This window comes from Flavobacterium rhizosphaerae, from assembly GCF_046000445.1.
Classification (GTDB): domain Bacteria; phylum Bacteroidota; class Bacteroidia; order Flavobacteriales; family Flavobacteriaceae; genus Flavobacterium; species Flavobacterium rhizosphaerae.
Genome location: NZ_JBELPZ010000005.1, coordinates 73,910 through 98,403, shown reverse-complemented (window position 1 = coordinate 98,403; position 24,494 = coordinate 73,910). Strand labels below are relative to the sequence as shown.

At 41.8% G+C, this 24,494-nt stretch carries 21 protein-coding genes; 15 read left to right on the top strand and 6 right to left on the bottom strand.

The genetic code is table 11. The features are described 5' to 3' along the window. Nucleotides 1–93: 93 nt before the first annotated feature. The 4 genes from ABS766_RS07015 (at nucleotide 94) to ABS766_RS07000 (ending at nucleotide 3,326) form a co-directional block, all read left to right on the top strand. Entirely contained in the window at nucleotides 94–504 is a 411-nt protein-coding gene (locus ABS766_RS07015) for a BrxA/BrxB family bacilliredoxin (protein ID WP_408084420.1), read from the top strand. 240 nt (nucleotides 505–744) lie between these two features. Further along, a complete protein-coding gene (locus tag ABS766_RS07010) occupies nucleotides 745–1,479 on the top strand; it encodes a lysophospholipid acyltransferase family protein (RefSeq protein WP_408084419.1) in 735 nt (244 codons plus the stop codon). A gap of 15 nt (nucleotides 1,480–1,494) precedes the next feature. Continuing rightward, nucleotides 1,495–2,499 (top strand): acyl-ACP desaturase, encoded by a 1,005-nt coding sequence (locus tag ABS766_RS07005; RefSeq protein WP_408084418.1) that lies wholly within the window; start codon nucleotides 1,495–1,497, stop codon nucleotides 2,497–2,499. Between the two features lie 161 nt (nucleotides 2,500–2,660). After that, nucleotides 2,661–3,326 (top strand): response regulator, encoded by a 666-nt coding sequence (locus tag ABS766_RS07000; protein WP_408084417.1) that lies wholly within the window; start codon nucleotides 2,661–2,663, stop codon nucleotides 3,324–3,326. A 4-nt stretch (nucleotides 3,327–3,330) separates the two neighbouring features. On the opposite strand, the gene ABS766_RS06995 is transcribed toward ABS766_RS07000, so the two are convergent. Next, nucleotides 3,331–4,860: a GNAT family N-acetyltransferase gene (locus tag ABS766_RS06995; protein WP_408084416.1), complete on the bottom strand. Its 1,530-nt coding sequence runs from the start codon at nucleotides 4,858–4,860 to the stop codon at nucleotides 3,331–3,333. A gap of 133 nt (nucleotides 4,861–4,993) precedes the next feature. Here ABS766_RS06995 and metG point away from each other — a divergent pair, with 133 nt between their 5' ends. The 7 genes from metG to ABS766_RS06960 all read left to right on the top strand — a co-directional run bounded on the left by metG (nucleotide 4,994) and on the right by ABS766_RS06960 (nucleotide 12,598). Further along, a complete protein-coding gene (gene metG / locus ABS766_RS06990) occupies nucleotides 4,994–7,126 on the top strand; it encodes a methionine--tRNA ligase (protein WP_408084415.1) in 2,133 nt (710 codons plus the stop codon). 79 nt (nucleotides 7,127–7,205) lie between these two features. Continuing rightward, nucleotides 7,206–7,622, top strand: a complete 417-nt coding sequence (locus ABS766_RS06985; RefSeq protein WP_408084414.1) for a hypothetical protein — start codon at nucleotides 7,206–7,208, stop codon at nucleotides 7,620–7,622. A 63-nt stretch (nucleotides 7,623–7,685) separates the two neighbouring features. Further along, the gene (locus ABS766_RS06980) at nucleotides 7,686–7,913 is read left to right on the top strand and encodes a hypothetical protein (RefSeq protein ID WP_408084413.1); all 228 of its coding nucleotides are present in this window, start codon (nucleotides 7,686–7,688) and stop codon (nucleotides 7,911–7,913) included. Nucleotides 7,914–8,048: 135 nt separating this feature from the next. Beyond that, on the top strand, nucleotides 8,049–9,458 hold the full coding sequence (locus ABS766_RS06975; RefSeq protein ID WP_408084412.1) for a hypothetical protein: 1,410 nt from the start codon (nucleotides 8,049–8,051) through the stop codon (nucleotides 9,456–9,458). A 17-nt stretch (nucleotides 9,459–9,475) separates the two neighbouring features. Then, nucleotides 9,476–10,870, top strand: coding sequence for a hypothetical protein (locus ABS766_RS06970; protein WP_408084411.1), 1,395 nt, complete (start codon nucleotides 9,476–9,478; stop codon nucleotides 10,868–10,870). Nucleotides 10,871–10,888: 18 nt separating this feature from the next. After that, a complete protein-coding gene (locus ABS766_RS06965) occupies nucleotides 10,889–11,791 on the top strand; it encodes a histone deacetylase family protein (protein WP_408084410.1) in 903 nt (300 codons plus the stop codon). A gap of 351 nt (nucleotides 11,792–12,142) precedes the next feature. Beyond that, nucleotides 12,143–12,598, top strand: coding sequence for an SMI1/KNR4 family protein (locus ABS766_RS06960; RefSeq protein WP_408084409.1), 456 nt, complete (start codon nucleotides 12,143–12,145; stop codon nucleotides 12,596–12,598). A 121-nt stretch (nucleotides 12,599–12,719) separates the two neighbouring features. On the opposite strand, the gene ABS766_RS06955 is transcribed toward ABS766_RS06960, so the two are convergent. The 5 genes from ABS766_RS06955 to ABS766_RS06935 form a co-directional block, all read right to left on the bottom strand. Then, nucleotides 12,720–17,573, bottom strand: coding sequence for a DNA repair ATPase (locus ABS766_RS06955; RefSeq protein ID WP_408084408.1), 4,854 nt, complete (start codon nucleotides 17,571–17,573; stop codon nucleotides 12,720–12,722). A gap of 183 nt (nucleotides 17,574–17,756) precedes the next feature. Further along, nucleotides 17,757–19,814 (bottom strand): flotillin family protein, encoded by a 2,058-nt coding sequence (locus tag ABS766_RS06950; protein WP_408084407.1) that lies wholly within the window; start codon nucleotides 19,812–19,814, stop codon nucleotides 17,757–17,759. A 127-nt stretch (nucleotides 19,815–19,941) separates the two neighbouring features. Next, nucleotides 19,942–20,604 (bottom strand): hypothetical protein, encoded by a 663-nt coding sequence (locus ABS766_RS06945; RefSeq protein ID WP_408084406.1) that lies wholly within the window; start codon nucleotides 20,602–20,604, stop codon nucleotides 19,942–19,944. 17 nt (nucleotides 20,605–20,621) lie between these two features. After that, the gene (locus ABS766_RS06940) at nucleotides 20,622–21,338 is read right to left on the bottom strand and encodes a PspA/IM30 family protein (RefSeq protein ID WP_408084405.1); all 717 of its coding nucleotides are present in this window, start codon (nucleotides 21,336–21,338) and stop codon (nucleotides 20,622–20,624) included. A gap of 5 nt (nucleotides 21,339–21,343) precedes the next feature. Beyond that, nucleotides 21,344–21,739, bottom strand: a complete 396-nt coding sequence (locus tag ABS766_RS06935; RefSeq protein WP_408084404.1) for a YbjN domain-containing protein — start codon at nucleotides 21,737–21,739, stop codon at nucleotides 21,344–21,346. Between the two features lie 203 nt (nucleotides 21,740–21,942). On the opposite strand from ABS766_RS06935, the gene ABS766_RS06930 reads away from it, so the two are divergent. The 4 genes from ABS766_RS06930 to ABS766_RS06915 all read left to right on the top strand — a co-directional run bounded on the left by ABS766_RS06930 (nucleotide 21,943) and on the right by ABS766_RS06915 (nucleotide 24,468). Continuing rightward, nucleotides 21,943–22,698 (top strand): helix-turn-helix transcriptional regulator, encoded by a 756-nt coding sequence (locus ABS766_RS06930; protein WP_408084403.1) that lies wholly within the window; start codon nucleotides 21,943–21,945, stop codon nucleotides 22,696–22,698. Between the two features lie 20 nt (nucleotides 22,699–22,718). Continuing rightward, on the top strand, nucleotides 22,719–23,114 hold the full coding sequence (locus tag ABS766_RS06925; RefSeq protein ID WP_408084402.1) for a hypothetical protein: 396 nt from the start codon (nucleotides 22,719–22,721) through the stop codon (nucleotides 23,112–23,114). A gap of 95 nt (nucleotides 23,115–23,209) precedes the next feature. Next, a complete protein-coding gene (locus ABS766_RS06920) occupies nucleotides 23,210–24,109 on the top strand; it encodes a S66 peptidase family protein (protein ID WP_408084401.1) in 900 nt (299 codons plus the stop codon). Continuing rightward, nucleotides 24,109–24,468, top strand: a complete 360-nt coding sequence (locus ABS766_RS06915; protein WP_408084400.1) for a YraN family protein — start codon at nucleotides 24,109–24,111, stop codon at nucleotides 24,466–24,468. The genes ABS766_RS06920 and ABS766_RS06915 overlap by 1 nt, the downstream gene beginning before the upstream one ends. Nucleotides 24,469–24,494: the final 26 nt, after the last annotated feature.

Genomic DNA, 24,494 nt, shown 5'->3' with positions numbered 1-24,494 from the left:
TATCTGTAACAAAACTATTTACATTTATTTTGGCAGGTAAAAAATTGTGTATCTTTGCCTATATATTTTAATAACCATTAAAAGGTAATAACTATGTATCCAGAAGAATTAGTAAAACCGATGCGTGCCGAATTGGCCGATGCCGGTTTTAAAGAATTATATACTGCCGGAGAGGTAAAAGATGAAATAACCAAAGAGGGCACCACACTTGTGGTAGTAAACTCGGTTTGCGGCTGCGCAGCACGCAATGCACGCCCGGGCGCTATTATGAGCCTTGCAAACGATAAAACACCAGGCAGTATTGTTACTGTATTTGCCGGGGTAGATAAAGAGGCGGTTGATGAAGCCCGTGGGCTTATGTTTCCGTTTCCTCCTTCATCACCAAGTATGGCTTTGTTTAAAGATGGTGAATTAGTACACATGCTGGAGCGCCATCACATTGAAGGCCGCCCTGCTGAACTGATTGCCGAAAATCTTAGGGAAGCCTATAACGAGTATTGCTAATCAGCATTTTAAGTATATAAAGCAGGCTGCCCAAATTTTTCAGGCAGCCTTTTTTAATATGGCTATATTATAACTGTAAATTATCATATCTCTTAGTTTCCCTATGCTATTTTGAACGATGAATACTAAAAATTATAAATAGAAAATTTGAATGCTATCAACCAATAGTATGCCTGCATAGCAAATGTTTTTACTATTCCATAAAAACGCACTACTTTTACGCGAATTTTATAAAAGCAAATGGAAAAGATACTTTCTTATCCCTTAACTATACTGTTTTACCTAGCCTTTTTAATACTGCTACTGGTGTTTCACCCCATACAGTATATATGCTTTAATGTGTTTGGTTATCAGGCCCATAAAAAAAGTGTAGATTATCTTAATGGTGGCTTAATACGCTGCATGCACATTCTTGGCACTACTTTTGCTTTTAATAATCTGGAAAGTGTTCCTGAGGGTGTACCGCTTATAATCGTGGCTAACCACCAAAGCATGTATGACATCCCTCCCATTATATGGTTTATGCGCAGGTTTCACCCCAAGTTCATCAGTAAAAAAGAATTGGGTAAAGGCATCCCCAGTGTATCATATAATCTTAGGCATGGCGGCAGCGTGCTTATAGACCGTAAAGACCCTAAACAAGCGCTGCCCGCTATTAAAAGCATGGCAGAATATATAGAAAAAAATAACAGGTCAGCAGTAATTTTTCCCGAAGGCACCCGTAGTAAGACAGGCGCACCAAAGAAATTTTCTGAAAACGGTCTTAAAATACTATGTAAATACGCCCCTTCTGCGTACATTGTACCTATTAGTATAAACAACTCCTGGAAAGTGGTACGTTACGGCAAACTTCCTCTTGGGCTTGGCAACCACCTTACCTTTACAATACACCAACCTTTTGCTGCTAAAAATATTCCTTTTGATGAGGTAATTAACAAAACAGAGCAGGAAATAACACAAGGAATAAAATTTTAAACTCAAAATATAATTATGTCTATAAAAAACATACGGCTGGAGGTCATGCAGTTTTTGGAAAAGAGTATCGACACTTTTGTTGAAAACTACCTTATACCCGTAGAAAAAATATGGCAACCCAGCGATTTGCTGCCCGATAGCCAGGATGAAGATTTTCTGGAGCAGGTAACTGAGCTACGTGAAATCGCCAAAGACCTTCCCTATGACTTTTGGGTGGTACTGGTAGGCGATACTATTACCGAAGAGGCCCTGCCAACCTACGAATCATGGCTTATGGAAGTAGAAGGGGTTAACCAGATGGCTGGCAAAGGCGGTGATGGTAACGGATGGAGCAAATGGGTACGCCACTGGACCGGGGAAGAAAACCGCCACGGCGACCTGCTTAATAAGTACCTGTACCTTAGCGGACGTGTTAACATGCGCGAAGTTGAAATGACAACGCACCATCTTATAAACGATGGCTTTGATATTGGCACAGACCGCGACCCGTATAAAAACTTTGTATATACCAGTTTTCAGGAACTTGCAACGTATATAAGCCACAACAGAGTGTCTCAAATGGCCCGTAAATTTGGTGACCAGAAACTTTCTAAAATGTGCCGCATGGTAGCCGGAGATGAAATGCGCCACCACTTAGCCTATAGTGAGTTTGTTGACCGTATTTTTCAGGTAGACCCAAGTGAGATGATGTTGGCGTTTCAATATATGATGAAGCAAAAAATTGTTATGCCTGCGCACTTTTTAAGAGAATCGGGACAAAAAATAAGTGATGCTTTTGAACAATTTAGTGATTCTGCACAGCGTATTGGCGTATATACTGCACATGATTATGTAGATATACTGAAAAAACTTATTGAGAAGTGGCAGATAGACAAAATAACAGGGCTAACAGCCGAAGCTGAAAAAGCCCGTGATTATCTTATGAAATTGCCGGAAAGAATGGCCCGTATATCAGAACGTATTATTATACCTGCCGAATCGCATGTTTTTAAATGGGTACAACCTGCATTGATTAAATAATATAATTATTTTTCGAATAATTTTTTTTAACTTGTAAAGGCTGCTGTAAAGGCAGCCTTTACTGGTATTAAGGGTTTTTTTTAATTTTATAAAATACAATAGTTATTTTATAATTAAATAATTATTAAAAAAAATTACATTTGTAGGTCATTATTAATAGCATGGTGAATAAACGATTAAATGTACTGGCTATAGACGACCATCCCATTGTATTGGAAGGTTACTATTTTATGCTTAAAAACATGAAACATGATTATGTTGACATTGATTTTAAAAAAGTATCTGATGGTAAAACAGGTGTTAAAACAATTACAGGGCATACGGGCAACCCATTTGATATTGCACTTATAGATTATAGTATACCAAAGTACTTAGAAGAAAACATACAGTCTGGTAAAGACCTTGCTGTACTTGTACGTAAAAAAATGCCCAACTGCAAAATTATTATGCTTACCATGCACAGGGAAAGCACTATAATTGCTAACATACTGCAACAGGTAAACCCGGAAGGCTTTATTAATAAAAGCGATTGCACAACCGATGAACTAACAGATGCTTTTTCTACAGTGCTTAGCAATGGGTATTATTACAGCAAAACAATTAAGAGCTATCTTACCCGTCGCGAAAAAGGAGTAGTGCTTGAAGATGTAGACATACGTATTTTGATATTAATATCAAAAGGAGTGAAAAACACTGAGCTGGGTAATTTTATTCCACTTTCTGACAGTGATATACAAAAGCATAAGAGCAAAATAAAAACCCTCTTAAAAGTAGAGGGTGATGATAATGAACTTATAGAAATTGCCCGTAACCAAGGCTATCTATAGTTTCTTAGTGCTTTAGGCGTTTTATTTTGTATAAATCGTGCCTGCGGTCTTTTAATATACGTACGCTGCCATATTCGTGCAATTCGCGCAACAGGTCAAGGTCTATATCCACAATTAGTGTCATTTCAGTATTAGGGGTAGTTTCCGCTTTAATCCCGTTTGAAGGAAATGAAAAGTCTGACGGTGTAAACACTGCCGTTTGTGCATATTGTATATCCATGTTATTTACTCCGGGCAGGTTACCTACACATCCGGCAATAGCTACATAACATTCGTTTTCTATAGCACGTGCCTGGGCACAGTGTTTTACACGGGTGTAGCCGTTTTGGGTATCGGTAAGAAAAGGCACAAATAAAATTTCCATTCCATCATCGGCCAAAAGCCTGCTTAGCTCCGGAAACTCTACGTCATAGCATACCATAATACCAATTTTTCCACAATCGGTATCAAATGTTTTTATTTCAGCCCCCCCCTTCATACCCCAGTAATGCACTTCATTGGGGGTAATGTGTATTTTACGGTACATTTCAGAGGTACCATCGCGTTTGCACAAAAAGCCAACGTTATATAGTATACCATCTTCAACCAGAGGCATACTTCCTGTAATAATATTTATATTGTAAGAAATGGCCATTTCCTGAAAACGCTTGCGTATCGGATCGGCATAACGTGCAATTTCCCTTATGGCATCGGCTTCGCTCATGTGGTTAAAATCGGCCATAAGTGGCGCTACAAAAAGCTCAGGAAACAGGGCAAAATCACTTCCGTATCCCGATACTGCATCAATAAAAAACTCTGCCTGCTCAAAAAGTGCCTCAACATTTGCCAGCGGACGCATTTGCCACTGTACCAGACCCAGGCGTATTACCGATTTGCGGGTATTGATGAGCTTAGGGCTTTTATCATAATAAATATTATTCCACTCCATTAATACCGCATACTCCTGAGAGCCGGTATCACCTTCAAGATAATTACGCATTACACGTATTACGTGGAAATCGTTACTAAGCTGGAAAGACAGTACCGGGTCATACGCTTCTTTCAGCCTTACCTTATCAATATATTCTTTTGGGGTAAGCTCTTCGGCATAATCATTATAATTAGGTATACGGCCTGCAAAAATTATACTCTTAAGGTTTAGCTGCTCACACAGTTCTTTACGGGCATCATATAGGCGGCGTCCCAGGCGCAATCCCCTGTATTCCGGGTGAATAAACACATCAATGCCATATAGTACTTCGGCATCATAATCATGGGTATTAAAGGTATAATTTCCTGTAATTTTTTCGTAGGTATGGTTAGATGTTGCCTTTTTATAATCAACAATAAGGGATAGCGCAGAGCCTACTACTTTGCCGTCTACCAGTACCACCAATTGGCCTTCCGGAAAAATTTCCAGCAGCCTTTCTATATCTTTTTCGCGCCAGTATGAGCCTTCCATATCATTGTAGGCATGCTGCATGCTAAGGCGCAGTTGTTTATAATCTTCAATTCTCAGGTTTCGTAATTCAACCTTATTAATTTCAATCTGCATGTATGTAAGTTTTGCACTAATATACAAAAACCGTTCCGCTTACCCTACAGGCGCAAATGCTAAATATTTTAAAAATTGCGGCAAAGCGTATGCTGCAATATTTTGTACTTTTGCAGCTAAATAATTTCATACGATGCAAAACCCGAAACGATATACCATTACCGCTGCACTGCCTTATACTAACGGCCCCATACATATTGGCCACCTTGCCGGTGTGTATGTACCTGCCGATATTTACTCCCGTTACTTAAAATTACAAGGCAAAGATGTTGCCTTTGTATGCGGTAGCGATGAGCATGGCGTAGCCATATCTATGAAAGCTAAAAAAGAGGGCATTACCCCGCAGGAGGTTATAGATAAATACCACCATATCATTAAAACATCGTTTGAAGATTTTGGGATTGCGTTTGACAATTATTCGCGCACCTCGGCTAAAATTCACCATGATACGGCTTCGGAGTTCTTTAAAAAACTGTATAACGATGGCAAATTTATAGAAGAGGTTACTGAGCAGTTATATGATGAAAAGGCGGGGCAGTTTCTTGCAGACCGTTTTGTAATTGGTACCTGCCCAAAATGTGGCAACGAGGAAGCGTATGGCGACCAGTGCGAAAGGTGCGGTTCGTCCCTCAATGCTACTGACCTGATAAATCCAAAATCTACCATAACCGGCACTGCGCCGGTGCTTAAAGAAACCAAACACTGGTTTTTACCGCTGGATCAATATGATGCCTTTTTACGCGAGTGGGTGCTGGAAGGCCATAAAAACGACTGGAAGCCCAATGTATACGGGCAGGTAAAATCATGGCTTGAAGATGGGCTGAAACCCCGCGCCGTGACCCGAGACCTGGACTGGGGTATACCCGTACCTGTAGAAGGTGCAGATGGCAAAGTGCTGTATGTATGGTTTGATGCACCTATAGGTTATATATCTTCAACCAAAGAGTGGGCAGAAAGGGAAGGAAAAAACTGGGAGCCTTATTGGAAAGATGCCAACACAAAGCTGGTACACTTCATTGGTAAAGATAATATTGTGTTTCACTGCGTAATATTTCCTGCCATGCTAAAAGCTGAGGGCAGCTATATATTGCCGGATAATGTACCTGCCAACGAATTTTTAAACCTGGAGGGCAATAAGCTTTCTACCAGTAAAAACTGGGCGGTATGGCTGCATGAGTATTTACAGGATTTTCCCGGGCAGCAGGATGTACTACGCTATGCGTTGACCTCTAACGCACCCGAAACTAAGGATAACGATTTTACCTGGAAAGATTTTCAGGCCCGTAATAATAACGAACTGGTAGCCATATTTGGTAATTTTATAAACCGTGTAGTGGTGCTTACCAATAAATATTATAACGGCGAAATACCGGCACCTAACACGTTTACCGATGTTGACGAGGCTACCCTTACCGAAATGCGTGCCTACCCTGCCGTTATAGCCAGCAGCATAGACCGTTACCGCTTTAGGGAAGCCCTTACTGAGTTGATGAACCTGGCGCGCCTGGGCAATAAATACCTGGCCGATGAAGAGCCCTGGAAGGTAATTAAGGAAGACCCGGAGCGTGTAAAAACGCAGATGTATGTAGCGCTGCAAATAGCTACTGCACTGGCCGTGCTTAGTGAGCCGTTTTTGCCTTTTACAGCTGAAAAGCTTAAAAAGATATTAAAGATTGACCCAAGGCCTGAGCCTGTTATTACCATGGGCGTGGTTGACGAGACACTGAGCTATAATGATGCGCGCCGTACCCCCCAGCAACTTACCTGGGATGATATTGCAGTAAAGCAGGACCTTTTAGTTGCCGGACACCACATAGGCGCTGCCGAACTTTTATTCGCTAAAATTGAAGATGAAGCCATACAGCAACAGATAGACAAACTGGAAGCTACAAAAACAGCTAATAAAGCAGCAAACAAAACCGTTGCCCCGCAAAAAGAACTCATAGAATATGATGATTTTGCCAAAATGGACATCCGCACCGGGACTATTTTAGAGGCCGAAAAAATGCCTAAAGCCAATAAACTACTTGTATTAAAAGTTGATACCGGTATTGATATACGCACCATAGTAAGCGGTATTGCTGAAAGCTTTAAACCTGAAGACATTATAGGCAAACGCGTTACGGTACTGGTAAACCTTGCACCGCGCAAACTGCGTGGTGTAGAAAGCCAGGGCATGATTTTAATGACCCAAAGCCCGGACGGTAAACTGGTATTTGTAAACCCTGATACGGATGTTGTTGATAACGGGGAAGTGATTTCTTAGCGGCCAGATTTTAAAGTAACGAAGCTTCCTTATTCCAGAAGGAGTAAGCTGGGAGCAGAAATTTAAAAGTTATTTTATAATGGATAATGACCTCATAAAAAATGTGCGTAAAAGATGGCTCTACGGTCTGTTTGAATTAAGTCATATTGATTATCAGCGAAAAGTATGGCTAGGTAAATCTGCCAATTTACTTAGCAGTTTTGATGAGGCTATCTGCTCATATTTTGACGACCTTGATTTAAATGATGACTACTCAGATTTTATTAGAGACGGATTTGCTACCCAAGAAGAAATTGCCATACTCATGAGCTTTCATTCCGGACTGGATAATTATATCAATAATCCTGGAAAAAAAGTATTTTATAATAAAGAGGTTCTTGGGGACAAAGAATGGATTGCCCTGACTTATATTGGCAATAAAGCATGGAAATTACTAAAGCAAAACATCAGAGATGAACAGGAACTACTGTTGATATCTGAACTGGAAAAAAGTTAGTTTTTACCGGCATTATTCTTCATTGATTGTTTTTCTATACTTTTAAGTATAATTTTATACACAATGAAAAAAAATACTTTCCTGTTTGGTGTAGCGCTCATTGTACTGTTTACTGTATTAGCTGATATGTATTTATGGTTTTCTGCTACTGCTGCAAGCCCTGTTTTTGAGCATTCACAGCAAGCATATCTTTCGCACTATCCTGCACAGTTTCAAAATGCACGGATGCTGAACTATTATTTCTATTGTCATGCTTGCTTTCAGCGGATATATCTTTTTCAGCCACTATAAAAACAGAAATTACCGCATTGCAGGTTTGGTTTTGGGTATATCGTCTGCCGTTTTACTGGCCTGGAAAGTTTTTTCACTCTTGTAAGAAACCAAAAAACGGCTTAAAAATTGTGGTACTCACTATAAAAATAAAATATGCCATTACAAAAAACACTTTCAATATGTTTATTGCTGTTAGCAACACAAGGCATTTTTAGTCAGGTTTTGCTTTCATCACATCCGCTGGAACTTAAAAAAGCTGACAATTACCACCAGGCTTTGCTGGCACCCGATGCGCGTTTTAAACAGTTAGTAGTATGTGCTTCTGATAAAAACAACCTCTACTTTCTGCATTATAATAACGTAATTTATTATACTGACAGTCTGATGGCTAACCGCCCTGATAAAGAATATACTTATATGGCAGGGTATAGTTTTGACGACTATAAAAGTGGTACTGTATACTGGGCCAGCAATAATCTGGAAAAACTGGAAGCCGTACATTATAATTTTGATAATGCAGAAATAAAAGAATACCTTTTTGACCAGTTATTTGGCAAGGAAGAGATACTCAGTTCGTTTAGCGCCAATAACAACTTTTATGTTATTACACAACCCGAAGAGGACAAATCTAAGAAGTTAAAGTGCTATACTTTTAACAACAACCGTTATGAGTCGCATACCATAGATTTTTCGGGTATTACTTTTAAAGATGAGAAAAATAAGCCCATATCATTGGAAGACCTTTTGTATAGTTATCCCCTGGCAAAAATAGACAACGCTATATACAACCCGCTTACTGATGCCGTATCTAAAAGCAAGCTGTATACAGAAAAAGACATCTGGGTACTGGCGTTAGACCATAACCCCCTGTATACACAACTGCTTTTTATTAACCCTGATAATTTTACCGTTACCGAAAAGGTAATTGCCCAGCCAATTTTAAAAGAAGAGGCAGGCACAAACTCTTACTACCTAGGCAATAAGTTATATCAGGTGGCACTCAATAAAGAAGAAGTTGCCCTGCAGGCAGTAGATATAAATACAAAGCAGGTACTTAATGCCTACCATGCCGGCGCAGAGGATGAAATAACATTTAAAAATTCGGAGTTACTGCAGCAAAATCCAAATGGCAGGCCCCTTGAGTTTAAAGACACTAAAAGATTTTTACGCAAAGCACGTAACGGCGATGCGGCAATTTCGGTTTACAGGACACCGGACGATATACTGGTTACCGCGGGCAGCGTACGCTCTTATATACCAGCAGGCGATGTAGTATTAGGCGCAGGACTTTTAATGGGCGGAATAGCACCGGGTGATGGATTTTACGCTGGTGAACAGGAAACCATGTATTTTGACGGGCTTTTTGGCGCTGATGATTTTAAGCACAAACCCTACCGTCCTGAAAGGCTGGCAGCAGATCATATTTCGAAATTTATGTACCGCCGCAACGATATAACACTGCCAACTGTATCGCCATTTGATTATTACTATATTCTGGGATATTATGATGTGGTGGCAAAACAATACATCATCAGGAAGTTTTATGATGACCTTGCTTATTAATTATTTATAGTTGAAAAATGAGACAGTATATATTATACCTTCTTATAATAATTTACCCTGCCGGGTTATATGCCCAGACAGATGTTTCGGCACAGCCCCTTATACTGGAAAATGCTAAAGACAGGGCAACCCTTATGCCAGCGCCCGAAGCAGAGTATAACCAGATGGTTGTATATGCCGCAGATGACAAAACAGTAACTGCATTACATTACAACAGCGCTTTGTTTTTTACCGGTAGGTTGCAGGCACCCCGCCCGGGCAAAGGGTATGAAAAGCTGGCTGGGTATAGTTTTAGCACAGATACTGCTTATGCATATTGGGTGCCGGGCGGCTATGTGGGTAGAGAGATTATGGTGCAGGGATTTAACTTTACTACAGGTAATATTACCACTAAAGCCTTAGAGCTGCCTGTAAAGAGCACAAAAATTATACGTGCTTTTAATGGCAATAATGTACGCTACGTACTGGCTAAAACTAAAGACAAAAATAAGCTGGACCTTTGCGTAATATCCGGAAGTACTATAGAAAAACATACTCTTGATTTTTCGGGTATCAGGCTTAAAAACCATAACGGAAAATCTATAAACATAAAGCGGGCGCTTAAACTCTTTCCTATGAGTGAAGTAAGTGTAACAGGATTTAATTCGCTTCCGGAGGCTTCATCTACCACAAAGTTATATGTATTGCCCGATGCGTTGCTTATTACTATGGATCATTACCGCAACGCCACACAATCATTGCGTATCGACCTGAAAAACTATACTGTAACCGGTAACGTTTTTGACCAGCCTCTGGATGGGGTGGCCAATACGGCTTCGTTTTACAACATGGGCACCTTATACCAGCTTGCCATTACTAAAGATAAACTGGAACTAAAAGCCGTAAATTTTGATACCGGAAAATTATTAAAAACCTATACGGCAGAAAAAAATGATTCGATACCTTTTGCTACAACAGGTTTAAAAGAGCAGACCGGAAGCAATGATGTTGAAACAATAGATACCCGTAAATTTTTAAAACGGGCAAGCATGGGCAGTGCCGCCCTTTCGGTATACCATACCCCAAATGATATATTGGTCTCTGCCGGGGCGGTGCGTTATGTTACACCGGGAATTAATATATTTATGGGCGCTGTGGTAACTATGGCCGGCGGCGAATCCGGAGATTATGGCTTTGATGACCAGGATCAGCAAACACAGTATTTTGAGTCGCTTTTTGATGAAAATTTTAACTACCTGCCTTTTGAACCCCAATTGCTGGCGGTAGACCACATTAATGACTATCTTAATAATAAAAGCTCCATAAGCCTGGCAACTGTAGTGCCGTTTACCTATTACTATATTTTAGGCTATTATGACACCGAAACAAAACAGTATATATTACGCCGCTTTGAAGATGATAGTGCCTATTAAAAACCTTTAGCTAAGCCAATGCTTAACATTGCTTATCACCCTATATACAAACACCCGCTGCCTGAAGGGCACCGTTTCCCGATGGTAAAATATGAATTACTGCCGCAGCAGCTTTTATATGAGGGTACAGCAACACCCGCTGATTTTTTTGAGCCCGGCCTGCCGGAGATGGCGGCTGTACTCGCCATACATACAAAGGAATATGTAGACAGCCTCATGAATCTTACCCTTGATGCCCGCGCCGCACGCAAAACCGGATTCCCGCTTTCGGCAGAATTGGTACAACGGGAACTGATTATTGCACAGGGCACAATCTTAGGGGCGCAAAGAGCATTACAAAACGGTATTGCTTTTAATATTGCCGGAGGCACCCACCATGCCTACAGCACACATGGCGAAGCATTTTGCCTGCTGAACGACCAGGCCATTGCCGCACAATACCTGTTGGATAAAAAACTCGCCAAAAAAATTTTAATTGTTGACCTTGATGTGCACCAGGGCAACGGCACTGCCGAAATTTTTACAGGGAACCCCAACGTATTTACCTTTTCTATGCATGGTAAAACCAACTACCCTTTTAAAAAGGAAACTTCTGACCTTGATATTGCCCTGCCGGATAATACCGGGGATGCGGAATACCTCTCCATTTTAGAAGAAACCCTGCCCAAACTTATTGAAACCGAAAAACCCGACTTTGTTTTTTACCTCAGCGGGGTAGATATACTGGCTACTGATAAACTGGGCAAAATCAACTGCTCTGTTGAGGGCTGCAAAGCCCGAGACCGGTTTGTACTGAGCCTGTGCCATAGTAAAGGCATACCCGTACAATGCAGTATGGGCGGGGGCTACAGCCCCGACATTAAAACTATTATTGAGGCCCATGCCAATACTTATCGTACTGCGGCACAACTATACCTTTAACAACCAAAAAAATCATATAGATATACCCTTGTTTTAAAACAGTTTATAAATATTAAACCATAACAGCCAAATACTAAATTGTAGAAAATCTGTAGACAAACGTTTATGCTGTTACCGGGCAGCTATTGTTGGAGCAGAAGGTAAACGCAGCCGAGGCCCTCATAAAATATCACTTCATTTGCACATGAGGTATATATCTTCAAGGTTAACGGAAACGGCAGGGAAAATACTTTTAAAATTATCAAACAATAACATTTTTATAATATATCTAAGGAGCTGTCATTTTTATGACAGTGCTTTATTTTTGATTAATAAATTTCATAACTTGCATTAAACTAAATTGTTGCAGCTATGAAAATTGATAAAGCTTTTGAAATTATAGAGAATAATATTGAAGAAGCCTTTTTCACCGGAAAAATAAATCGTGAAACTATCAATACAGCATCTTCATTACTCGGGGTTACATTTCCAGATTCTTATTCACGCTTTTTAGAAAAGTATGGCTGTGGCGATATTTACGGAGTTGAAATATATGGGATAGTTTCTGATGATAATGTTGAAGGCAGGGGCATACCCAGTGTAGTATGGCTTACTAAAGAACTGAGGAAAGATGGCGTGGAATATAAGTTTATTCCGGTTTCAGATACAGGCGATGGCGGATATTATGTTTTAGATACTTCAAAAATTTCGGACGGCGAATGCCCGGTAGTAATAGTAGAGCCCGGCTCTACGGGGTGGTATGAAGATGCTTATGAAAATTTTGGGGCTTTTTTATTAGACTCTTTGGAGCAGAGTGATTTATCCTGAAGGTTATCTCAACATCAATATTTGAGATTTCTCAACTTTACAATGTTCCGTTCGAAATGGAAAACAAAAAAAGGCTGACACCTAAGTATCAGCCCTAAAAAACATGGTAGTTTTTTATTGGTTAGTTATTGTTAAGTCCTTCGCGTAATATTTCTTTTATGCCTTCTATATGGTTGGTAAACTCCATCATCTGGCTGAGTACCTGTGCCATATTGTTGCTGTCGCCAAAGCCTTTGAGTTTGTTGTTTTTTACAAAGGTTTCTTTTATGGCTGCCCAGCGTGCGTTTTCTTCTTCATTTAACTGACCGGACATTTCTTTGTACTTTAACAGGTTGGCTTCTGCGGCACTGGTTAACGTCTGTGTTTCGTTACGGTAATGCGAAAGCAATAGTGTTTGTATTTCGGCATCATTCATTACCGGTACAATTTTACCTACCAGCTTGTTCATATCCCGGTAACTGCCCTGTAGCCTAAACGGTGGCTCGGTGCGGTAGGCATCTTCCATAGCGGCAGAGGCAATATAGGCCGCATTTACTTTTAGCACGGTATCACGCACTTTTACCACCTTATCCAGTACGGCAAGATAGGTTTCAATTTCATTTTTGCTGTGGTTGCCTTTCAGTTCCATGCCATCGCGCTGCCCGGTTTCGGCTGCCTTAATAAGCGGATATAAATCATCGGCATTTTTAGCCATCAGCCCTGTAAGTACCGGGTTAGACGTTAGCGCATTTTCAATCAGGCTCAGTTCAAACAATTCGGCAGTATTACCAATTACATCACCAAGGTTATAAATATCGGCACGGTTAGCAAGCATATCCGGTATACGGAATTTTTCTCCGGTTTCGGTATAAGGGTTACCCGCCATCACCACGCAGAATTTCTTCCCCTTCATATCATACGTTTTAGGTTGCCCGTTATATACGCCCTCTATTTTACGGGTACCATCGGCAAGGGAGATGAATTTCTGTAAAAACTCCGGGCTGCAATGCTGAATGTCATCTACATACAACATTACGTTATTACCCATCTCTAATGCAAGATTCAGCTTTTTAAGTTCTTCCCGCGCCGCGGCATTATTAGCTGAAGACGGGTCAACCGAAGTTACCTCATGCCCTATGGCGGGGCCGTTTATCTTCATAAACACCAGCCCAAGCCTGTTAGCAAGGTATTCCATCAGTGTGGTTTTACCATAACCGGGGGGTGATACCAGCAGCAACATCCCGCTACGGTCGGTACGGCGGTTTTCGCCCGCACTGCCCAGTTGTTTTGCAAGGTTTTCGCCAAAAAGCGGAAGATACACCTGGTCAATCAGCTTATTCCGTACAAATGAGGTAAGTACCTTCGGCATAAATTCATTCAGCCGCAGTTGTTCTTTTAAGTCCTGTGTAAGGTTGTGCCGCTCATTTCGGAATCCCTCAAAGGCAGGTACCTCATGCTCAACATAAGCCGAAAGCCTTGCCATGAAATCATGGTAATTAAAATGATACTCACCATTAATAATATTACGGTGTGCACCTGCCATACCGGTAATAACGGCATCGGGCGCTATGGCAATACTTTTTTCTGCTGAGGCATCTTTATACAATTGCAGGGCCACTACTTCAAACAGGTAGCTGTTGTTGTTTTTCTCTCCGGCATCGGCCAAAAAAGAGCGTACCCACTGTGCCGCCAGTTGTATGGCGCTTGCCGCATCGGGTGCATTTTCAAGGTTGTGCCGAAAAGTTACTGTAGCACCTTTGCTCTCAAGCATTTTGGCAAAGGCTCCTGAAAGCTGTGCTGCATTATGGCTGATACTGAAGGCATCGTTGTCCTTAAGCTCAGCAAACAGGTAGTGTGCTATTTGTGCGGCATCGGGCTTTAAGGCTTTTGGCAATACGCCTGAAGCCAGATACTCCTGTATTTTAGCTTTGAGTTCATCAATAATATATTCAAATTCACTGCTGTTGGGGAACACCGCCAGCACGCCACCTGCTGCTTTTATTTTACTGTTGAGTACCTTTTGGGCATCATCATCTAAACTATGCCAGAAGAACTGTGCCACTGCCCGTATATCAGGGCTGTAACGCAACAGGCCGAGGCTGTGGTGCTTTTCTGCCAGTACCTTTAAAATTTTAAAGGCATCGGCATCGTGTACACCCTTAACGTAGCCTTCGGTATAATTGCGGGAGGTTTCCTCCGCCACTAATGCCTGCAGGGCTTCGTCGGTCATGTTATAAAGTTCATCCGTCTTATGGCTGCGGAAAATTTTATACGCAAGGTAGGCACCCCTGTAAATGGCCTCATTTTCTGAAACCAGTTCCTGGTCCCAGTATTTTTTAGATGCCGCCAGCGTACCGCTTTTAAGCTCCTGGTAAAAATCGGTTCCAGTTAAGTGATAATACAGGCCGCCGTCACGATACACAATGGTAAGGTCTAACGGTTGCCTGTTTACAGCAAACTTGTGGTTGCCCAGGCGGATGATGTTTTCGCCATCTTCATACAATTCCTGGCGGTCTTTCAGTTTGCGCAGTGCATCTTCACGGGCCGACTTCAGTTCGGTTTCCAGGGCTTCGGCCTTGCCGGTGTCTTCCAGTGCTACAAGCTGTGTTACCAGGTCGCGCAGTTTAGACACCATAAGGTCGGCTGCGAAATAACCGTTTATCTCCTCTGCCGAGTTAAATGTAAGTGCCTTGGATGCCACATTTTTCAGGATGCGCGAAGCAGCGCTTTCTATTGCCGAAGCCTTTTTGTTACGGGCTTCAACCAACGCATTTTTGCGGGCTTCAAACGCCGTATATACTTCTTCCCTCTTTTCGATGATGGGCGCGGTAAATTCTTCAAAATCGGCAAAACGCGCCTCCAGGTCTTCAATCTGTACCGAAACCTTGTTGAGCAGTTCTTCGGCCTTTTCGGGGGTAACTGCCCTGTCAAGCGCGTTTACAATACTTTGGTCTATCAGCTTAATCTGTGCGGCAAAATCGGCTTTGGCTTCCTTGCTGCCCAGTGTGCTTATCTTATTTTTTATATCGGCCTTAACCCGGTTGAGCGTGGCAAAAATGAGGGATATGTTATTGATAATTTGTGTGGACTGTGAGGTATCCTCAATTTTCAGGTTCGACACAATATCAATCAGCATTTCAAGGTCGGCCGTAATGGCGCCTACTTCCTCATTCAGTTTTTTGCCTTCTACTACGGTAGTAATGCTGTCAACTTCGCCCTGTTTCTCTGCAACGCGTTTATGATACGGCTCCAGCGCCTTTTCATCCATAAGGAACTGTACGCAGTTTTGCGATATATCCTCAGTCTGGGCTACAATTTCTGCTTCAAGGCTATTGATGAACTCCGCATCTACATAGCGCACCTCCCGCAGGCCTATAACTTCACCACGCAGGGCACGCAACCCTGCAAGGTCAGCTACAAAAACATCAATGTCATTTAGCGGCGAACTTTTTATCCTAATAAACAGCTCCTCTGCTTTTTGCTGTATTTCTTCAGTTATCTTCTGGGCGTTCTGCCGCAATTGTACCACCTTTTCAAACTCGTCAATAGCAGCATTTGCCGTATTTTTTATTTCGGTAAGGGGTATATGCAGTTCAAAAGTTTCTTTACTGGTAATCCAGTAATAACCGTCCAGTATGTTTTGTGCCATACGGGTAAGGTCGGCATATAACCCCTCATAATCGTCATTTTTATTCAGCAGGGTGATAATCGCCTGGCAATCGGCCATTGCCTTAACAATATCCTTGTTGCCAATTTTATAAATGTAGCTGTCCTTGTGCTGCGAAGGCATTACATCGGCCTTTACAAAAGGGGTTTGCCATATTTGTACCAGGTGTGTTTTGGCCTGCTCTTCTGCCGCGCGGAAATAGCAGAGTTCACCATCTTTTAAAATGGTAAAACCGTTGCATACTATGGGTGTGTTTACCTGGCGTGTAATCAGGTTATAGGTCATCATGGCATACTGCCCGTATTTTTCCTCGTAAAACACATACATAAAGTCTTCCCCGTTGGGTGAGGCTATACGCTCCTGGAACATCAGATTTTGCAGGCTGTTCTCAAATATTTTATACTCCCCGGTTTGCAGATAATAACCGTTACTGAAGATAAGCCCGTGGCCCTCCGGCAGCAATATGGCTGAAGTTTCAAGACTGTCTATCTTGCGGACTTCCTGCAATTTGTGGTTGTATATAAAATATCGCGCCTCCTCCTGAAAGGGTTTGATTCGGAGTGCAATAAGATTGCCCAAATCGCAATAGGCAAACTCGCCGTCGTCAAGGGTCTGGTCGGGTTGGGTTACCTCCTCCTCATATATGCCTTTGCCGGTTGTGGTGTTGTCTTCAATTTTTATGGTAAGAGTGCCGCCAATGGTTTCTACAAACACTTTATCGAGTATAGAAACGTGCGGGTGCTTACCGTATACCTGCATATCGCGCGTGGTTTGCAGCCACTTAAAATCATGCTGGCGCGGAAATTTATATTCGTGGTCGCTGCGGTTGTCTACATAGGTAAGCGTATTGTCTTTTATCAGCCATTTAAAGGTTTTGATATCTGACAGGCGGTCGCTTAACTGGAATACCATGTGCAGGTAATTGCCCGTAATAAAGAATTTCCTGAAATTTGTATCGCGGTAATATTTATACAGGTTGAAGAAATCGGTAAGGAACGCCTCATCGTTAATCAGCCCCAGCCCCTCCTCACGAAACTCACCGTTTTCATACACATAGATGCTGAAAACATCTTCCGTTTTGATATCGGTACGCAGCCCGAAGTGCACGTTGTAGCCAAAGATGCATTTATCGCCTACCGAAACAATATCGGCAGGTATGCAGTTGTTTTGGGTTACTATACGGTTGTTGGCAATAAGTTTGGTTTCTATACTGCCAAAAACTTCTTTGCGTGCCTCGTTGAGCTTTTGCAGCCGACCCGAAAGGTCGTTCTTCTGGGTTTGCAAACGCCCCTGTATAATTTCATAAGTACCGCCTTCCAGTTTACTCATGTTGGTTTTTGTTATTATTGTTATTTCTCACCCCCATCCCCTGTCCAAAGGAAGCCTCCCCTAACCCCTCCAAAGAAGGGGAATGTCATTGCGAGGAGGAACGACGAAGCAATCTGTTTGGATTGCCGCGCTTCGCTCGCAATGACGGTTGCTAACCTGTTACTTTGCTTCTTTGCAGCTTACTTACCCCAGCTTCTTATCACTCAGCCCAAGGTTTTTGGCCATACCCATAAGGTTAGAGAACAGGCCTTTTTCTCCGGAGTCATCACTGCGTTTTTGCAGTTCCAGCAGCAGTCCGGCTACGGTAAAGTTCTTAATATCTTCTGAAGAGATACCGTATTTATCGGCAAAGCCTTTCACCCTGTCCAGGAGGTTTTCTGTGCTTTCGCCCTCGCCTAAAATGGCTTCTTTAATATCGGTAATGTTCTCGCTGTGGTTTACCAGCCTGTCAAAGCCTTTGGCTTTGGTAATCTGGCCCACAATCTGGTCAAAGAACATGGTTTCGCCACCCACAATGTCAATTTTAGCTGCTTTAAGCGCTTCGCCTATAACATTGGCCTGGGCATCGGCAATATCTTTCTGTATGTTAATGTGTGCAAGGTCAACCTGAAGTTCTTTGTTAAGCCTTAGCTTGAACTCTTCGTGCTCTTTACCTACACCATCCAGTTTTTTCATGGCTTCGGCTTTTTCTTCTATACCGCTTGCTTCGGCAAGGGCTTTTTCTTTTATAACATTCGCTTCAGAGAATCCAAGCTCCCTTTCGGCTTCAGCTTTGGCTTTAATACCAGCAGCTTCGGCAAGGGCTTTTTTCTCGATAACCGTAGCATCAGCAATACCCTGCCTTTCGCTGGCATCGGCCTTGGCGTGCATTACCTGTGCTTCAGAAAGGCCTATCGTAGCATCTTCCTTGGCTTTGGCCTCGGCAAGTATCTTGCGGGCTTCGGCTTCTTTCTCGCTGGCAGCCATACGGGCAGCCGCTTCAATATTAATTTCCTCGGCTTTTTGCTTCGCAGCCTCTTTTTCTGCTTCGGCAGCTTTAAGGCGTTTAATGTACAGTTCCTCACTTTCTTTCTCGGCAAGGGTAACAGCCACTTTTTTCTTCCTTTCGGCATCTTTAAACGCCTCAATATCCTTAACGCTTTCCTGCTCCTGCACCACGCCTTTTTCCAGCATTACGCGGTCGCGTATCACATTCTGAATGTTTTTGCGCTCTACCTCTACCGCTTTTTCTTTTTCAATCTGCGCAAGGGTAACAATACGCTCCCTTTCGGTTTGCTCCAGGGCGCGGTCTTTTTCTACACGCTCGGTTTCTACCGCAGCGGTACGCTCTTTGTTTTTGGCAGCCACAATAACCAGGCGGTCTTTGTTTTCTTCAGCTACCTGAACTTTTTCGGCAGTGCTTATGCGAGCTGTTTCGCTTTTCAGCCTTTCTTCTTCAAACACTTTGGCAATTTCTGCCTCTTCGCGTGCTTTTATATTGGCTATTTCGCGTTTTTGAACCTCTTCTTTTTCGGCAAGCTGGCGGTCTAATGCCAAAATTGCCTCGCGCGCCTCTACGTCCTGCTTGCGGATGGTTTTCTCCTCATCGCGGCGTATAAGGTTAGACTTGATGTTTTGCGCTGCAGTAAGCTCGGTAATCTTTTTGATACCTTCAGAATCCAGAATGTTATCGGTCTTAAGGTGGCTTAACGAAGTCTGCTCCAGATCATCAATGGCACAGTCGTCCAGTATGTAACCGTTCAGGTCGGTACCGATGATGGAGATAATCTCCTCGCGGAACTCGCTTCGGGCTTCGTATAACTCGATAAAATCAAACTTTTTACCTACGGTTTTAAGGGCTTCTGAGAATTTGGCATCAAACAACTCGCGCAGTACGCCAATTTCTGAAGCACGGGCACAGCCTATGGTCTGGGCAACGTTTATAATATCGCCAGCCGATTTATTTATCTTGATGAAGAAAGTTACCTTAATATCGGCACGGATATTGTCTTTACAGATAAGCCCGTTTAGGCCGCTGCGTTCTACATCGAGCTTTTTTACCGAGATGTCCATAACCTCCATTTTATGGAGTACCGGCACTACCAGCCCGGCATTAAAAAATACTTTGGTACCGCCGCTGCCGGTGCGCACGATAACTTTGCCCTGAATGGTTTTTTTGTACATGGAGATAATCCAGACAAGGACACCGATAACCACTATTATCCCGGCTATCAAAAAAATGAGTAATGAGTTTCCTAACATTTTGTTTTTAGTTATTGAATTGATTTATATTTGAATTGGTTTTATATAAAATAAGCTGCCGTATGCATTATTACATGCTTAACGGCCATGGCAATAAACACTAATACAGCTATCATGGCTTTTGTTTTTAGTAGTCGAATTTTTCTATAAGAAAGTGCCTTCCGCCTTCGGCTTCGCGCACTATAACGGCCTGTTGCCCCGCGGGTATTACCTCGTTTGTATTGCTGCGGGCATACAGTTTAATAGGGTCTCCACTCACTATAAGCTCTACCATCCCGGTTTTTTGCGGCCCTACTGATGATACCACTTTGCAGCGCCTGCCTAAAAAATCTATTTCGGGTTCTCCCTTATGGTTTACCTGCCTGTAGAGATAGCCCAGTGGCTTTGCCATAAGCTTTACCAAAAACAGGCTTACTATAAGGTTGGGTATCAGCAATACAAAGCCCAGCCACACAGTATTGATACTGAGGTAGTAGGTAATGTTTACACTGATAAACCACATGGAGAAGAATATTACGGTGATGATGAACATGAGTGGCAGTTCGTCAAAATTGAAATATTCCAGCACCTTCATAAACCCGCTATGCCCTTCTATACCCTGCCCGTCGGCATCAGTATCTGCATCAATATCAGCGTCCAGGTCTACATCGGCCGAATCAAAATCGACACTGAACAGGTCTGGGTCTATACCGGAAATTATAACCAATATCCAGTACAGTACCATGATGATGCACATTATGGTAAAAAAAGCATTTACGGGCGAAAAAGAAATTTCTATTAATTCCTTCATGGTGGTTGGTTTGTTATTTATTCATCTTTAGCGGCGCCGATGCCCAGCTGTGCTTTCATCTTTTCGAGCTCGCTGTTGGCTTTGTCTTTTTTTACATCTACCGCACTGTTTATTTCATCATCTACCGATTTTGATGCCCCGGCAATTTCACCATAGGCTTCGGCAAGGGCTTCTTCCTGCAATACTTTTTCTTTCATACGTTCCAGCAGGTTTATGGTACCGTTGCTGTCAATCTTGGCCATTTGCTCGTTAAGGTTGCGGGTGGCATCGGCCACTTTAACCCGGGAGCGGAGTATTTTAAGTTCGTTTTCCCACTTACCTATATTCTGCTTAATGGTTTGCACATTGCCTTCCATCTGCAGCACATTCTGGTCAAACTTTTCCTTATCGGCTTCGGCACGCTTCTGGTTTGCCAAGGCTTCTTCCTTTTTAATCAGCGCCTCTGTAGCCAGGCGGTCAGCCTCGGCGGCATCAAGGTCGCCCTTTTGTGCTTTTTTAAGTATTAGCATGGCCTTTTCATTATAATCCTCTGCCCTGTTGGCGCAGTCTTCCATTTCGTTTTTGGCGCGTATGCTCATGGCTTTTACCTGTGCCAGGGCTTCCAGGCTTTTATCAAGGTCGCCGCGCATATCGCGCAGTCCCTGCTCTGTCATTTTTATAGGGTCTTCCATATTATCTATGGTGTGGTGCACTTCGGCCTGCCCTATTTTGAATAATCGTTTTAAGAATTTCATCGTTGTTAATTTTTTGAAAAGTTAATAATCTGGTCAGAATACTCGCTTAGCAGCAGGCTGAGCGAATTTATAGTTGCCCCAAACTCATTTTGGTCTAAATTTTCGAGTTGCAGCGAGTCCCTGAATATAACTTTCCTACCCGTAGTATCCAGCACAAAAGCCCCGTGAATGATGTCGCGGTTCTTTTGGAGCAGCGCTTTATAAACGTTTGGCGACTCATTTTTGACCTCAAACAGAAACTGCTCAAAAATCACAATGGGGTAGGCCACGCAAATAATAAGGTTAAAAATACCCTCCTGCTCATTGCTTACAATCACAATGCCGTCCCGGCTGTTTTCGTACTTGATTTCAAGCTCAAGAGCGTTAAGGTAATTTTTCACCACTCCAAAATAGTCTTTCATGTTTTTACAGGTATTAGTTGGTTATAAAACTCGCTTTTTTTGCCCATAGAGGCAAATAATATTGTTATGATTTTTTTAACAACCGAACAATTTTTAAAATCTACGCTCATATACTTAGCATAAATTTGTATATTTGCTCATATTGTTAGCACAAAGTTACAAAAGGTTTTAATATTTGCAAATAATATTAGCATAATATTTTTATGGTATTTGGTAAAAATCTCAAAAAAATACGGAAAGTACATAGTTTAAGTCAGCAAGATTTTGCAGAACTATTTGATTTAAAGCGAGCTACACTTGGCGCGTATGAAGAAAACCGTAGTAACCCAAAATTAGATACTGTTATAAAAATTGCTAACCATTTTAGCATTGGTCTTGAAAATCTGCTAACCAAAGAACTTACGATAAACGACCTGCTGCATTTTAACGAAGCCATGACTACCGGCACCAGCATACCTTCTACCCCAGTTTTTGAGGGGGTAGCCTGCATTACACCAGAGGTTGAACAGTCTTTTTTAAAAGAATACCGCACTTCTAATACCATTGGCAGTATTTACCTGCCCTACATACACCTGCCTAATATTGGTGGAATCGACAGGCTGGCTTATGTAGTAAATGACCTCTCTATGTCTGGCGGGGCTGAAAAATTTTTACCTAAAGATGTGGTGATTGGTGAGGCAGTGACAAGTGTGAAAGACCCTGATATATCAGGGCAGCTGGTTATTGCTGTTAGTGATAATGCTATTTACCTGCGTACCATATATATACAGGATGAAAAAGCAGTTTTAAAGGCTAATCATCCCGGCGTAGAACCTTTAACACTGGAATGTAAAAAAATAACCGGATTGTGGAAGATTTTGCATGTTTTCCGGTATACTATACCTGAAAATTCTGACAAGACAGAACAACGCCTGGCACAGCTTGAAAGCATGATTGCAGGCATGAATAAGAAACATTGAATCGCAATAAAATAATATGTATGCAGCACAAAACATTTGTTTATATTATTGATATTGAATCATCTAACAGAAAAAAATATATTGACACCATTAATAAAACCTACCCTAATGTTATTAAGAATACATTTCCCAGTGTTAAAGAGGCCGTAGACCTTGTGAAAATAGATGTTATAGCCGCCCCTGATTACATTTTTATATCACAAAATGCTTTTTTAAAATCTACACAGGCACAATTACGGGGTTTGCGTACTTTAAAAAAATGCAGAAAAATTAAAATAATTTTGTTCGGAACCTCCATAAGCCGTGAAATAACGGCTAAAGCTAAAGAATATGACGGCCGTATTCTCAACTTTGCTTCAAATGAAAATTTACTTATTAAAGAAATATCAGATAAAGTAAAGCGTTTATATAATTAGACATCAATAATATGCCAAAAGCTTATATTACATTTCGATATACCTATGCACTACTTTTGTTATTTTGTATTTCAACTTATGCACAGCAACACAAAATGAAAATACCACCCTACCTGCAAAAAGGCGATACCGTGGCTATAGTGGCTACTGCCCGTAAAATAGACGAAGCCCCGCTTAAGCCTGCCATTGCATTGCTTAAAAGCTGGGGACTCAATGTAGTATTGGGCAACACTATTGGCAAAGACAACAACCACCAATTGGCAGGTGCCGACTGGCAGCGTGCTACCGATTTTCAGCAAATGCTGGACAACCCCTCGGTTAAGGCAATATGGTGCGCCAAAGGGGGCTACGGTACCGCCCGGATGATAGACCGTGTTGATTTTAACAACTTTAAGCTTCACCCCAAATGGATTGTAGGTTTTAGCGACGCTACCGTACTGCACAGCCATATCAACAATATGGATATTGCCACCATACACGGCATTATGTGTGTTAGTGTACTGCATGCCACGGCCGCAGCGAAAGAAACCCTGCATAAGGCCCTGTTTGGTGAGCCGCTGCAATATACTGTTGCTGCACACCCATTTAATAAAACCGGCACGGCAACGGGCATACTGGTAGGTGGCAACCTCTCGGTATTATACAGTATTATAGGGTCACCCTCAGAGGTTGATATGACAGGTAAAATACTGTTTATTGAAGATTTAGACGAATACCTGTACCACATAGACCGTATGATGATGAACCTTAAGCGAAATGGCTATTTTAAAAATGTTAAGGGTATTATTATAGGTGAGATGAGTGACATGAATGATAATGATATACCCTGGGGGCACAATGCCTTAGAAATTATTAAGGATATTACAAAAGACTATAACATACCCATTTGCTTTAATTTTCCGGCAGGGCATATACATGATAACCGCGCGCTGGTAATGGGCAAAGAAATTACCCTTGAGGTTAGGGAAAACGCAACCCAAATTGTTTTTAAATAATGGCACAGCATAATGAGCTGGGTAAAGAAGGGGAAGAAATAGCCGTTGCGTTCCTGCAAAAAGCGGGTTACGCCATATTGCAGCGCAATTATGTATACCAAAAAGCTGAGATAGATATTTTAGCGCAAAAAGGTAATATACTGGCCGTTGTAGAAGTTAAAACAAGGTCAAGCGTTGAATTTGGCTTGCCGCAGGATTTTGTAAAACCAAAAAAAATACAACTCTTGCTAAAAGCCGTTAATGAATATATAATGCAATATGAACTTGATGCCCAAACGCGGTTTGATATTATAGCCATACATAAAAAAGGGGCAGTATATAACGTTGAACATCTTGAAGATGCCTTTTTTTATTTTTAATGTTAAATATATAACAAATTGTTTTA